This window comes from Tunturiibacter psychrotolerans, assembly GCF_051013365.1.
GTDB classification, from domain to species: Bacteria; Acidobacteriota; Terriglobia; order Terriglobales; family Acidobacteriaceae; genus Edaphobacter; species Edaphobacter psychrotolerans_A.
Window position 1 is genome coordinate 3,925,593 of the sequence record NZ_CP132941.1, and the last position, 13,272, is coordinate 3,938,864.

The 13,272-nt window shown below is 60.5% G+C and carries 8 protein-coding genes; 3 read left to right on the top strand and 5 right to left on the bottom strand.

All coding sequences use genetic code 11. The features are described 5' to 3' along the window. Positions 1-59: 59 nt before the first annotated feature. Together RBB76_RS16465 and RBB76_RS16470 are read right to left on the bottom strand one after the other, a co-directional pair. A complete protein-coding gene (locus tag RBB76_RS16465) occupies positions 60-1,856 on the bottom strand; it encodes a glycoside hydrolase family 57 protein (RefSeq protein ID WP_429629726.1) in 1,797 nt (598 codons plus the stop codon). Between the two features lie 162 nt (positions 1,857-2,018). Further along, positions 2,019-3,164 carry a BON domain-containing protein gene (locus RBB76_RS16470; protein WP_429629725.1) on the bottom strand — a complete coding sequence of 382 codons (1,146 nt, stop codon included), beginning with the start codon at positions 3,162-3,164 and terminating at the stop codon, positions 2,019-2,021. Positions 3,165-3,582: 418 nt separating this feature from the next. On the opposite strand from RBB76_RS16470, the gene RBB76_RS16475 reads away from it, so the two are divergent. After that, positions 3,583-3,972: a YtxH domain-containing protein gene (locus RBB76_RS16475; RefSeq protein WP_429629724.1), complete on the top strand. Its 390-nt coding sequence runs from the start codon at positions 3,583-3,585 to the stop codon at positions 3,970-3,972. Positions 3,973-4,074: 102 nt separating this feature from the next. Beyond that, complete coding sequence (locus RBB76_RS16480) at positions 4,075-4,641, top strand: hypothetical protein (protein ID WP_429629723.1); 567 nt, start codon at positions 4,075-4,077, stop codon at positions 4,639-4,641. A 228-nt stretch (positions 4,642-4,869) separates the two neighbouring features. Here the strand turns inward: RBB76_RS16480 and mnmA are convergent, their stop codons facing one another. The 3 genes from mnmA to RBB76_RS16495 all read right to left on the bottom strand — a co-directional run bounded on the left by mnmA (position 4,870) and on the right by RBB76_RS16495 (position 11,683). Next, positions 4,870-5,988: a tRNA 2-thiouridine(34) synthase MnmA gene (mnmA, locus tag RBB76_RS16485; RefSeq protein ID WP_429629722.1), complete on the bottom strand. Its 1,119-nt coding sequence runs from the start codon at positions 5,986-5,988 to the stop codon at positions 4,870-4,872. Positions 5,989-6,162: 174 nt separating this feature from the next. Further along, positions 6,163-8,199 carry a hypothetical protein gene (locus tag RBB76_RS16490; RefSeq protein WP_429629721.1) on the bottom strand — a complete coding sequence of 679 codons (2,037 nt, stop codon included), beginning with the start codon at positions 8,197-8,199 and terminating at the stop codon, positions 6,163-6,165. Positions 8,200-8,362: 163 nt separating this feature from the next. Next, positions 8,363-11,683: a glycoside hydrolase family 38 C-terminal domain-containing protein gene (locus RBB76_RS16495; RefSeq protein ID WP_429629720.1), complete on the bottom strand. Its 3,321-nt coding sequence runs from the start codon at positions 11,681-11,683 to the stop codon at positions 8,363-8,365. Between the two features lie 105 nt (positions 11,684-11,788). On the opposite strand from RBB76_RS16495, the gene RBB76_RS16500 reads away from it, so the two are divergent. Beyond that, entirely contained in the window at positions 11,789-13,204 is a 1,416-nt protein-coding gene (locus RBB76_RS16500; protein ID WP_429629719.1) for a serine hydrolase domain-containing protein, read from the top strand. Positions 13,205-13,272 lie beyond the last annotated feature (68 nt).

The window sequence follows — 13,272 nt, forward strand, 5'->3', positions numbered from 1 at the left end:
ATACGACGTCGCTGTTTCGTTTGTTCCCGCATCGTGATCGTGGTGACGAGGGCTGCAGTTTATGCCGTGGTTTCGACTGGATGGGGGAGCGGTGTGGTGGGGACGGGTTCTTTGGCGGCGGTGGCCCAGAGGCCGGGATCGATTTCGGGGAAGATGCTGTCGCGTTGTTCGATTTCGGTGAGGCGGGTTTGCTGGGCTTCGGTGATCGCGCCGGTCGATTCGTAGGTTTGCCAGATGGCTTTGATTTCGTTGAACTGATCGTTGTGAGTGAGGAAGCGGATTTCGGCGTAGTCGCGTGCGGCGCCGGTGGTGATGAGGAACTGCCAGTCGGAGGATTCGAGGAGAAGGAGCTCGCGGCAGAGTTGTTGCATGATGCGCAGGGCGAGGGCAGAGGTGCGCCAGAGGCCAGCGGTGCAGACGTCGCGGGTGTAGGTTTCGGCGGGGTAGATGTGGGTGTAGGTCCAACTGGTATCGGGGTTGAGCCAGACCTGGTTGTTGCCCTCGGTTCCCCACGAGCCCTCTTGCATGGCGATGTAGCCGGCGCGGGGGTACTGGTCGAGGTAATCGGCGCAAGTGATGAGTTGAATTCCTGATTGGTACTCGTGGAGGTTGCGGGCGACGGCTTCGAGCCAGAGGGAGCCCTCGAACCACCAGTGGCCAAAGAGTTCGGCGTCGAAGGGAGAGCAGAGGATGGGAGGGATGGAGTCGTTGAAGCCGGACTTGAGCGCCTCGTAGACGAGATGGACGAAGTGGGAGGCGTGCGCTTTGACGCGCTCGGCGGCCTCTTGAGGGTAGTAGGGCTGCTTGTCTCCCATGCTGACTTTGGAGCCGGTGACGCGCCAGTAGCGATGACCGCCGGGCCAGCGTTTTTTGTGGAAGTCGAGGTAGACGCCGTCGCCGGGGTAGCCGGTGTCTCCGGACCAGACCTGGAGGCCGGTGTGGGGGTCGCGGGGAAAGATGGTGGTGGCGTGCTGTTTGGCGGAGGGGCCGTCGACGTAGTAGGGCTGGTAGAGGGAGCGGTGGGGCTCGTGGGTGACGCGCTCCTCTTCTGGAGTATGGGGGAGACCGTCGCCGGGTGGATCGTAGGGCGAGGAGGTGTGCCGGGACTCTTCGACGAGATGAGTGTCGACGAAGAAGAACTCGAGGCCAGCTTCGGAGAGGGCTTGTTCGACGCCGATGCGCTGGAAGGCTGGGGGCGTTGGGGTGCCGTCGGAGTTGGGGACGGGTTGGCTCCAGATACCGGCGGGGCGGTAGCCGCATTCGGGTGCCCAGATGCCGCGGGGAGCTTTGCCGAAGTGGCGGATGTGGGTGTCGACGGCGGTGTGGACCTGGGCGCGAATGCTCTCGTCGGTGCCGAGGAGGGGCATGTAGCCGTGGGTGGCTCCGCAGGTGATGATGTCGATGAGGCCGGTGTCGTTGAAGTGACGGAAGGCGGCGATTAGATCGCGATTGAAGCCGTTGAATTCGTCGAGCGCCTGCGAGAAGAAACGCTGCCAGAAGCGGGCGGTCTCGGCGAGATGGTGGTCGCCGGATTGAAGGAAGAAGGCTTCGTCTTCGCGGGCGGCTACGATTTTGCGGGTGAGGTAGCGGGGGAACTCGGCGAGGAAGACGGGGTGAGAGAGCTGCTCGAGAAGGATGGGCGAGAGATTGAGGTTGCAGTTGAAACGGATGTTGTCGCGCTCGAGATTTTTGAGGACGCGGAGGAAGGGGAGGTAGGTTTCGGCGGCGGCTTCGTGGAGCCACTCGAGGCCATGGGGCCACGTGCCGTGATTGACGACATAGGGAAGATGCGCGTGCAGGGTGAAGGTGAGAAACCCTGCTGGGCGAGACGCATTGTCGATCGATGCCTTCGTCAAGACGGTACACCTCTGGAAAAACACTGGATAGGGCAGTCTTGTGACGGATCTTCGTCGGGCTGCAGCCTGGTTTAGTCCTGGATCAAGATGATGCGATTCAGGGGTTGGGACGGCAGCCTGAGTGGTCTGCCGTTCCTGTGCTAAACGTTGAGATGCAAAACTTTACTGTTGTGGCGGCTGGTCTCCGGGCCGCTGTTGCAGGTCTGGGTTCGGGCTCGTGCTGGTCGTGCTCTCGGTATTTTTTGTGGGGACTTTGAGAGCCAGGGAGTTAGTGAGACGGAAGCGAATGAGGCTTTCGGACGGGATCTGGACCTGCTCGCCGCGGGTGATGGTGTTTGCGCCGGCACCGACACCGCCGCCTGCGGCTGCGCCGATCGCTGCTCCCTTGCCACCGCCCAGGATGCCACCGAGGATAGCACCGACGGCTGCTCCTCCACCGACTTTTTCGGCTGTGTTTTTGCCGCGGCCTTTGCCTTCGACGCTGTAGGGTTCGGTGGTGATGGCGAGTTTTTCGCCGCGGCGGTTGATGCTGGTGAGTTCGACGGTGAGCAGCGAGCTGCCTTTGTAGTGGGCTGCTTCCTGCACGGCGGAGACACGGCCTGTGACGGGGGTGCCCTGACGAATGACGACGAGGTCATCGAGGATGATGTCGGTGGCGACGGTGCCGGTGAAGGTGTCGCCTTGTTGTGTGGTGGCACTGTCGAGGGTTTGGGTGATGCGGATGGGGATGGTGGTGTCGGGCGGAACTGTGATGTTACGGAACTCCGGCACGGGTGGAGGGGGTGGGGGCGGCGGTGGGAGTTCTTGCTGCGGCGGTGGTGGCGGGGTGGCTGCGGCTACCTGGGCGGGAGGCGGTACGACGGGTGCTGCCTCCTGGACGACTGGGGCTGGCTTCGGCTTTGGTGCTGATTTAGGAGTGGGGATTTTTTTTGGTGTGGGGGGCGGAGGTGGAGGCGACGGCGGGATGACTGCGGCGGTCATGGACGCGGGAGCCTGCACGGAGAGGTTGTTGACTACGGTCTTGATGCCGGCGACTTGTGCGGCGTCAGCGGCGGCGAGCGAGCGCGCTGCTTCGCTGCTGACGGTGCCGTTGAGGGTGGCGACCTTGTCTTGAACGGAGGAGTTGATGGGCTCGGACTTGAGCGCGTCATCGTTGGTGAGGCGGGTTTGCAGGGCAGCGGTCAGACTGGCGTCGTCGGTGGCGACGGCGGGTGCGGAGCTCTTGCATCCGGCGAAGCTGAGTGCGATGGCGAGAGCGCCGATGTTCAGAAGAGCGCGTGTGGCGGAGAGAGAGCGGTTGGCGTACATGAAACCCCTTTCGTGCGTCGAGGGAGCGCACTGCGAACACTGTAAACCACTGCACAGGTATCCGATGCGGCGTCTCAGACGGAAGTTTCGAGGAACCGGGTTTGCACGTTTTCGCGGAGGACGGTCTTTGTCGTTGAGTGTTAGACGAGGCGTTTCAGGAAAGATATCAGCTTGCATTTGGCAAACGTGAAAAGCGGGTGGAGAGGAGGTTTGCGGCAAACGACCGTAGTGTGGAGGTTGGCGCGCAACCTAATTGGAGTGCAGGGCATCTTCCTAGACACAGCAGAGTTGCGATCGCCGGGCAATTGCGGCGAGTGAGCATTTGGAGTGGATTTCAGATCTGATGGATTGGAAATCTAAGAAGTTGAGATATAAAGGCGGAAGGCAGATTCCGAAAGCCTGAAAGAGGAGAATGAGAATGTCAGATAACGACGAGAGTGTGAGTGGATTGGGTTGGTTCCTGGCGGGATTGGGCATCGGTGCCCTTGTCGGTGTGTTGTATGCGCCAAAGGCCGGGAAAGAGACGCGGGAGGATCTGGTCGCGAGCGCTCTGGATGCCAAGGATCGGGCAGCTGTACTGGCCCAGCAGGCACAGGATCGTGCGGCTGTTCTGGCGCAGCAGGGTAAGGAGCAGGTTAACGAATATGTCGATCGCGGCAAGGAGTATTACGACAAGGGACGGACGCAGTGGGCTCAGTATGTCGAGAAGGGGAAGGGCTTAGTGCAGGAACAGGCAGATAAGGTATCTTCTGCGATCGACGCGGGCAAACAAGCGTATGTGAGCACGACGGGCGAATCCAACTCGTAAGACGGTTCAGTCGTTGTTTCTGATAGTCTAGGCCCGGTCGACGCTTGCTGGCGGCCGGGCCTTATGATTGTTATCTCGTAACTTGAGGGATTGAGGGACTTTATGGAAGCGATGCGGATCGTGATGTCGGGTATGTGGCTGCAGGACTCGGACTCGCTTTCTTCGGGGAACTCGAGGCTGTTGATGGTCTTCGTTGGAATGGTGGCGGTTGCGCTGATCGCGCAGGCGATCGCTTTGATTGCGATGGCTGTCGGCGCAGCGAAGACGAGGAAGCGCGGGATTGAGATCTTTGAAGAGATCCGGGCGAAGATGATGCCGGTTCTGGATAACTCTCAAGGGTTCATTCAGGAGACGACTCCGAAGATAAAGATCATCACCGACAATCTGGTTGAGACAAGTCATGTGGTTCGTGCGAAGGCGATGGAGTTTGACGCGACGGCGAGCGATTTGAACTCGAAGACACGCGCGCAGTTGGACCGGGTGGATGGAATGGTGACTTCGGTTTTGAATACGACGAACGATATCTCGGAGACGGTTCAGCGCGGGATCAAGATGCCGGTTCGGGAGTTTAATGGTCTGGTGAATGGGTTGAAGGCGGGGTTGGATGTTTTGGTGGGTCGGGCGAAGGGGCCAGGCAGGAACTCGCGGGATACTGATCCGGGCTGGTGAGAGCTTTTTGTTTCTTGATGTCAGCGGGACAGCAAAGTCAACCGCAGATCCCCATCGGGGATGACAACCAAAAAAGCAACAGCAAAGAAAAGGCAACCGCAGATCCCCTTCGGGGATGACAACCAAAAGAGCAACAGCAACAGCAAAGTCAACCGCAGATCCCCTTCGGGGATGACAACCAAAAGAGCGACAGCAACGGCAACAGCAATAGCAATAGCAAAGAGAAGTCTAGGTTATCCAGCCGCCTCCGACTACCTCGTCTTCCTGATAGAAGACGGCGGATTGGCCGGGGGTGATGGCGCGTTGCGGCTCGTCGAAGTGGGCGTGGACGGTTTCGGCGTCGACGCGGGTGAGCGTGGCCATGGCCGGGGTGTGGCGATGGCGGATCTTGATGCTGACGCGGATGGGTTCGGTCAGCTCGGGGATCGAGATCCAGTTAAGGCGGTTGGCGAAGAGGTCGCGGGAGAGCAGATCTTCGTCCGAGCCAACGGTGACCTGGTGCGAGTCGGGGTGGATGGCGAGGACGTAGAGCGGGTTGGGGCTGGTGATGCCGAGACCCTTGCGCTGGCCGACGGTGAAGCTCTGAATGCCTTCGTGGTGGCCGATGACTTCGCCGGTGGTGGTGACAAGTTCGCCCGCGGTGTTGGGGAGATCTTCGCCCTGCTCGTCGAGGTAGGCCTTGAGGAAGGTGTTGTAGTCGCCGCCGGGGATGAAGCAGATCTCCTGCGAGTCGGACTTCTGGGCTACGGCGAGGCCTGCGTCGGCGGCCATCTGGCGGACGGCGGGCTTCTGCATCTCGCCCAGGGGGAAGATCGTGCGGCTGAGCTGCTCCTGCGTGAGGCCGAAGAGGAAGTAGGTCTGGTCCTTGGACTTGTCTTCGGGGCGGGAGAGGATCCAGCGTTGGCGCGTCTCGTCGAAGCGGTTGCGGGCGTAGTGGCCGGTGGCGATGCGGTCGGCGCCGATCTGGCGGGCGGTGGTGAGGAGCTGATCGAACTTGAGGTGGTTGTTGCAGAGGGTGCACGGGATTGGCGTGCGACCGGCGAGGTACTCGCTGACGAATGGCTTGACGACGTCGGCTTCGAAGCGCTCCTGCTGGTTGACGACGTAGTAGGGGATGTCGAGCTGCTCGGCTACGTGGCGAGCGTCGTAGACATCGTCGATGGAGCAGCAGCGGCCCTGGACGGCTTCGGGCATGCCCTCGTGTCCGGCGAGGCGTCGCTGATTCCAGAGCTGGAGGGTGAGGCCGACAAGCTCGTGGCCCTGAGCGCGCAGGAGCGCGGCGACGGCGGAGGAGTCGACTCCTCCGGACATGGCAACCGCAATCGTGTTGTTGGGCTCAGTGGGCATGATTGTTCGGGGGCACCGCGGGATGACTTCGCTGAAATAGCGTGAGAGACATGGCGATGACGCGCGTCCTCTGACGCACTCTTTCAGTATATCAATGTGCGGAAAACGCGTTCGCCGTGGCTCGGAAGAGAGATTGCGATCGGTGTGACTTTGTGTCACTCCGTTGAAACGATTTCAATTTGAGGCGGTGGGGTGAGTTGCCTGTGAGACTTTTCCGATCTTCGGGGAAGTGTTGGCGATTGGGTAGAGCGAGATGCTGTCGCTGGTGAGAATGGCGAGCTGCGTGCCATCGGGGGCTAAGGCGAAGGACTGCTCGGCGAGAGAGACGGCGGGATTGGTGGAGAAGAAGAGACGCTTGCCGTCGTTGGCGCGGTAGACGCTGACCTCTTGTTCCTTCAGGTCCTGCTTGTGAAAGTAGGCGCCGCGTGCTTTGGAGGTGTGACAGCGGACAATACGGACGGCTAAGTCGTCCTCGTTGCTGCTGCTGGAGGATTGCTCGATCTCTTCGGAGGAGCCGTGACCGTTGAGCATGGGATGGCCGTCGAGACGAATGAGGCGATACCAGTTTTGAAGAGGCGACTGGGTGCAGCCGACGAGGAAGACGGAGTCCGGCAGAGGGGTGGAGATGTTGGGATGGCAGACGGAGTTGATGTTCGCGATGGTGTGTTCGGTGTGGTCCCATCGGAGTTCGCGGATGCGCCAGCGGTCGTGACCGATGGAGTTGACGCGAATCTCTCCGGCGTCGGAGAGAACGGGCGGGGGCAGCGAGGAGCTTTGACGGGTGGTGAGCAGGAGGGCGAAGTTTTGGTCGAAGAGCTGAACGTCGATGTCTTCTTCGGGATCGATGTGGAGATCGTCGGCGAGCTGCTGGTGCATGGTGGGGGTATGGCGCTCATGCAGGATTCCAACGGCGATGTAGCTGCCTGAGGGAGATGCGGAGACGAAGACAAGTTGGCCGGGGACGGGGGCCTCGCGCAGGACGTTGAGGTTGGCGTCGAGAAGGCGCAGATGATGGCCGAGGTGAACGAGGATCTGGCCGGGCGCGGCGTGCCAGATGAACTGAGCTTCTCCTTGAATCTGCCAGTCGACCATCTTTTTTATCTTGAGCGTGGCGGGGTCGAGGAGTACGGCTCGAACGGTGCGCATGGATTCGGTGCGGATGCCGGCGGGGAAGCGCTGGCGGAGCTTATGAGGGTCGTAGGTGAAGAGAAGGTTCTGGGCGTCGAGGTAGGTGAGGGTGGATTCGTAGTCGAAGGCGGAGTACTCGCGGGTGTCGTGGGGAACGAAACCGAAGGCGGCGGTGGAAAGGGTACGAGAGGCGTGGACTGCTGCGAGATCGGTGGAGTCGGGGACGAGGGTGCAGGGGGCGGTGCAGATGCTGGTCTCGTCGATCTCGGGTGGGGGTGGTGGCGGAAGAGGAGTGGGTTTGGGTTCGGGTGGCGGAGGCGGTGTGGCTGCTGCGGTGAGGTTGGGAGGCGTGGAGTTTTCCGCGACGGATGGCTTGGGTGTAGGGGCGACCGAGCCGCGAGGCATGAGCACGAGTTGGGTGGCGCCTTCGAGACGGATGTTGTCTTTTAGGGAGGTAAGGACGGACGCGCCGTCGGGGCCGGTGCCTACGCTCAGTGTAACTTTCTTGAGGCCGATGACCTGTCCGGCCTGGATGACTTTGGGGGTATTGTCCTCGGAGGACTTTCCGTTGAGGCTCATGTCATCTTTGCTGGCTATGGGAGTGGCGGCGTGCGCTGAGGATCCACCGCTGCCCAGGGACATGTGAGGTTGCGTGCTTGAAGCACCGAGATTTGTGGCGGAGTCTCTGAGTGGGGCTCCCTCATCAACTTCCGGGGCGGCGATGATGGCAAAGAGAGTGAACTGAATGGGCGCGATGCGGCCGTCACAGTCGGCGTGGTCGAAGGCGATGGCGAGGCTTGATCCTTTACTTTGCTTTGTCCGCTTCTCGATGGCGACGATGTGACCGCTGACGGCGGAACCGGTGCGGAGATGGCAGGAGGGGTCATTCCAGTCGACCCGGGCCTTCGCGAAGACCGGGGCTCCCAGTGAGAGCTTGTTAGCATCTACGGACGCGAGCAGTTCGGCCTGGAGGGGGACCTGTGGGTTGAGCCTGCGATCCTGCTTTTCGCGTGAAGATTGAGCGCGGCTGAAGCTTATGAGAACGGCTATGGTGCAGATACAGAGCAGAGCCCGGTGCATCATGAGGAAGCCTTCATTTTGTAGTGATGATTTCAAGTATGGCAGAAGTCTGGGTGGCTCGGATAGCCGCGAGGCTATTGTTTTAGGCAGGTTTTTTGTAAAAAGATGAGCCGCAGTGGGTTTCCAGTTGGGGAGACTCACTGCGGCGCAGGTTGATACGAAGAGGCTACTGATTGTTTGGCGTGGCGGGTTGGTGGGGATAGACGGCTTGCAGGGTGAGGATCTCGTAGGGCTTGATGGGGACGGTGACGACGTCGCCGGTGAGCGAGAGGTGTTCGCCTTCGGGCTTCTCCATCATGTTGGATTCGACGGCGTAGGTGGCGCCGGGAGGGATGTGGAGTTTGACTTGCGATGCGGTGCCGGCCCACTCGTACATGCGGAAGACTAGAGCGTCGGAGTCTTCAGCTTTTTTGATGGCGGTTAGGGTTACGTTGGGATTTTCGACGGCGGCCCAGGAGTGTTCGGCGGGGAGGGTACCGGTGTGAGCGAAGACCTGAGTGGCTTTGAGTGGGTCGTTGAGCTCATAGCCGCGACGGACGGTCTCGGCTTGCTTCCAGGTGCCGGTGTGGGGATAGAGGGAGTAGACGAAGTGCTGGTGGCCGCGGTCGGCGTTGGCGTCAGGCCAGGTGGGGGAGCGGAGGAGGGTGATGCGGAGGGTGTTGCCGACCGCGTCGTAGCCGTACTTTGAGTCGTTGAGGATGGAGAGGCCTTGCTTGTCGTCGCCGAGGTCGGCCCAGCGCATGGCGGGAACTTCGAACTGGGCTTTCTCCCAGGAGTTGTTGCGGGTGGTGGGGCGCTCGATGGAACCGTAGGGGATCTCGTAGGTGGCTTTGGGTGCGGTGGCGGCTAGTGGGAAGGCGGCTTTGAGGAGGACATGGGATTCGTGCCAGTCGATGTCGTTGGAGATATCAACGTGGTCGGATCCGGCGTCAAGGGAGATGTTTTGGATGAAGGTGGAGTTTTGCCAGTGGCGCGAGATTTGGATGGTCTTGCGGAGCGGGCTGTAGCGGATGACGTGGATCGAGTCGACGTGATCGATGATGGACGGCGCTTTATCGAGGGTGCCGGGGTCGATGTTCCAGGCGTCGTACTGCTTCGGAGTGTCGGCGAAGGCTTGTAGCTGGTTGCCGCAGGAGTTGGGCGCCAGATATTTGTGGCTGTCTGCCGGATCGCTGATCTGGGTGATGCAGCCAGTCTTGGGATCGATTGTCACGGTGAGTTTGTCGTTGGCGAGAGTCAGGTCGGAGGGCGCGGTTTCGTAGCCACGCGGCTGCTTGGCTGACGAAGCGGTTGCGTGCAGAACCGTATAGCCTAGAGCTGGTACGTCAACTGTTGCGAGTACGGTGTGATCGCGATTGTTGAGTCCCTCTTGTAGATCTTCGTAGGGCAGCTTGCGGCCAGTGTCATCGGTGAGTGTGAGTTCTCCGACTTCGGGGGTCTGCACATCGATTCGAATTGTCTCTTTGCGCGGCCATGCAAGCGTGTTCGTGACCAGGATCGGTTCGCCAGGTTGGTTCGATGTATTGATTTGGTCCGACAGTGTTTTGAGAGAGGCTTCGGTGATGAGTTTGTCGGCGTTGAAGACTTCGGTGTATTCGCGTTGGGCGTCTTTGTAGATGATGGCGATGCCTGAGCCAGCGGCCAGGTCGTGGAAGCCGTTGAAGGTGATTTTTTTCCAGTTCTCGGTGAGTTCGGGGTTGGGGTAGGGCTGGCCGTTGAGCCAGGCTAAGGAAGCCAGCTTTTCTGCGTCGAGGGTTGCCACTTCGCTGGTGCGCATGTTGCGTTTGTGCGCGGCTTGTGTGGTGTAGACGCCGCGGTGGTATTCGAAGTAGAGCTCGTCTTTCCAGGTGGGGATGCCGAGGGCGCCGTTTGCCGCTGGTGGTGCGGTGTAGCCTTTGGCGATCGAGTCGTAGTTCCAGGTGGGGGAGTTGGAGTTGAGGTTTTTTTCTACGTTGGTGAAGTACTGCTGCGCGGTGTGGTAGCGCATGGTGGGGACTGCGTCGTGGTCTTTCGAGCCTGCGGCGATCCAGTGGTCGGCCTGGTCTAGCATGGCGCGGGTGGGGCCGCCGCCGTGGTCGCCGATGCCGTAGAGGTCTAGCATCTCGGTGGTGCCGGGGTTGCGGTCGGCGGATTCGGCGAAGTCTGCGGAGATGCGGGTTGGGTTTACGTTGTCGTGAACGTAGTCGGTGGGGAAGTAGGTGAGGACTTTGCTGCCGTCGGGGGACTCCCACCAGAAGAGGCGGAAGGGAAGCTGGTTGGTGTCGTTCCAGTGCATCTTCTGCGTGACGAAGTAGTCGAGGCCGGACCGTTTGTAGATCTGGGGTGTCTGCCAGTTGTAGCCAAAGGAGTCGGGGTTCCAGCCGATGCGAGCGACGACGTCATACTCCTTCTTGAAGAGGCGCTGGCCGAGGAGGAGCTGGCGGACCTGAGATTCGCCGTCGGGCAGGTTGAGGTCGGGTTCGACCCACATGCCGCCGACGATCTCCCAACGGCCCTCTTTGACGCGCTGCTTGATCTGTTCGTTGAGCGCGGGGTATTTTTCGGCCATCCACTCGGTGTACTGCGCGGCGGATTGCGAGAAGGTGTAGTCGGGGTACTCGTTCATGAGTTGGAGCGCGGTGGTGAAGGTGCGCTTGACGACGTCGATGGTTTCGCTCTTGGGCCAGAGCCAGGCGGCGTCGATGTGAGAGTTTCCGGCGAGGTCGATTTTGGCTTCAGAGAGAACGGGGTGCAGGGTGGTGAGGATCTCCTGCGCGTGGCGGAGGGATTTGTCGAAGGCGGCCTGGTCTGCGGCGGCGAGCGCGTTGGTGTCGATGGCTGCGACGGCTTCTTCTACTTTGGGCAGAAGGTCTTTGCGCGGCGGCGTGAGAGAGGGGAGGAGATTTGCCGCGGTAATGCACTGGATACGGATGTCATCGGGGGATGGGCGGGCTGTGGCACCGGTTGCGCTGGGGTTGGGTTCGATGCGGAGACTGATGCCGGAGAAGGTTTTGTCGTCGACGGTCTGGAGGAGCTTGACGGCTACGAGGATCTTGTCGCCGGGCTTGGCGGGTTCAAAGAGGATGATGGGTTCGAGGTCGTCGCCGAGGGCTACGCGTCGACCGTTGAAGTAAATGATCTCGGGGATGGGGCCGTTGGCTCCGGCGCGGAACTGAAACCAGATGCGGGCGCCGGTGAGGTCATATCCGTTGAGGGTCTTGGGGACTTCGATCTCGCGGCGGTACCAGACGGCTTCGTGGGGGGCTTTGGAGTTGGGAGCGACGAGTGGCCAGGAGGAGTCGTCGAGCGAGGGGGATTCGCCGTGGGGGACGTCGCCGGCGTGGAAGTGCCACTCGCCTGCGGGAAGGGCGTTGAGGGTTTCGAGGGTGTGGAGCTTGGCGATGGCGGCGGGGGAGAGGTTTTTTTGTTCGCGAACGGGGGTGAAGGATTGGGCCAGAAGCGTGGTACAGGAGAGCAGGAGGGCGAGCGGAAGCCGGCGAAGGAGCATGAGCCAAGGGTAGCAAAATATGAGGCTTCGGGAGAAAACCGGGTGCCTGGATGGAGAGAATATTTGAGGCTGACGAGTTTCAGAAGTGCTGCTAGTCTTTCGTGCATGATCAATCTGCGAGTGTATTCTGCTGCTGTCCTTGGGTTGGGTTTTTCAATGGTTGGAACGGTGCTGGCGCAGAGTACGCTTGCGCCGGATGCGGTGAAGGGGATTGATAAGGCGGCTGCTGATGTGTTGAAGTCTACCGGGGTGCCGAGCGCTTCGGTGGCGGTGGTGCAGGGTGGGAAGGTCGCGTTTGTGAAGGCGTATGGGAAGGCTCGGCTGGAGCCGGTAATGCTGGCGGAGCCGGGAATGCAGTATTCGATCGGTTCGGTGAGCAAGCAGTTTACGGCGGCGTTGCTCCTGATGCTGGTGCAGGATGGGAAGGTGAAGCTGGATGATCCGGTGGGGAAGTATCTGCCGGAGCTGACGCGCGCGAATGAGGTGACGGTGCGGCAGGTGCTGTCGATGACTTCGGGGTACCAGGATTTTTGGCCCGAGGATTATGTGATGACCTCGATGATGCAGCCGGCGACTCCACAGCACATTCTGGATGTGTGGGCGAAGAAGCCACTGGACTTCGAGCCGGGGACGAAGTGGCAGTACTCGAATACGAACTATGTGATTGCGGGGCGGATTGCGGAGATTGTTGCGGGCAAGCCGTTGATCGATCAGTTGCAGGAGCGGATCTTCAAGCCGCTGAAGATGAATGGAGTGTTGAACTCGGATGCGAGTAAGCTGCCGGCGACTGATCCGACGGGGTACTACCAACATGCACTGGGGCCGCTGCGTCCGGCTCCGCAGGAGGGTGCGGGGTGGATGTTTGCTGCGGGTGAGTTGGCGATGCCGGCGAGCGATCTAGCGCTGTGGGATATCAGTTTGATGAATCGGAGCCTGCTGTCACAGGCTTCTTATGACGAGATGTTTCGCGAGGTGAAGCTGAAGGATGGCAGTGTGACACACTATGGGTTGGGAGTGCAGGTGGGAGAGTGGAATGGGCATCGCTTTGTGTCGCACAGCGGAGAGGTGTCGGGGTTTGTGTCGCAGAATCTTGTGTATCCCGATGACAAGGTGTCGGTGACGGTGTTGACGAATGAGGATGCATCGAGCGCTGCGGGGGCGTTGGCGAAGAGGATTGGTCCGCTGGTGATTGGTGGGGATGGGGCTTCGGCTGGAGCGGCTGCGGCAGAGAAGCGCGCGCTGGATATCTTTACAGGCTTGCAGAGTGGAAAGCTGGATCGTACGCAGTTGACGGAGCTTTGTAATGCGTATTTCACGGATGAGGCGGTGGCGGACTTCTCGAGCAGCTTGAAGCCGCTTGGAGCCCCGACGAGTTTCAAGCAATTGGCTGAGGAACTGCGCGGAGGAATGACGTTCCGGATCTTTGAGGTGAGCTTCCCGGAGAGGAAGTTGCGCGTCACAGTCTATGAGGAGCCGGACGGGAAGCTAGAGCAGTACCTGGTAAATGTAGCGGGAAGTTAGTGTGCGTTGAGTGGGGGCGTTACGATGAAGGATAATAGGTCGTGGTTGTGCGAGGAGTCTGGCTGCTT

What these genes read in the sequence shown, in the direction of transcription:
- RBB76_RS16470 (WP_429629725.1), bottom strand. Translation starts at nt 3,164, where the DNA reads ATGTACGCCAACCGCTCTCTCTCCGCCACACGCGCTCTTCTGAACATC.
- RBB76_RS16475 (WP_429629724.1), top strand. Translation starts at nt 3,583, where the DNA reads ATGTCAGATAACGACGAGAGTGTGAGTGGATTGGGTTGGTTCCTGGCG.
- RBB76_RS16480 (WP_429629723.1), top strand. Translation starts at nt 4,075, where the DNA reads ATGGAAGCGATGCGGATCGTGATGTCGGGTATGTGGCTGCAGGACTCG.
- mnmA (WP_429629722.1), bottom strand. Translation starts at nt 5,988, where the DNA reads ATGCCCACTGAGCCCAACAACACGATTGCGGTTGCCATGTCCGGAGGA.
- RBB76_RS16490 (WP_429629721.1), bottom strand. Translation starts at nt 8,199, where the DNA reads ATGATGCACCGGGCTCTGCTCTGTATCTGCACCATAGCCGTTCTCATA.
- RBB76_RS16495 (WP_429629720.1), bottom strand. Translation starts at nt 11,683, where the DNA reads ATGCTCCTTCGCCGGCTTCCGCTCGCCCTCCTGCTCTCCTGTACCACG.
- RBB76_RS16500 (WP_429629719.1), top strand. Translation starts at nt 11,789, where the DNA reads ATGATCAATCTGCGAGTGTATTCTGCTGCTGTCCTTGGGTTGGGTTTT.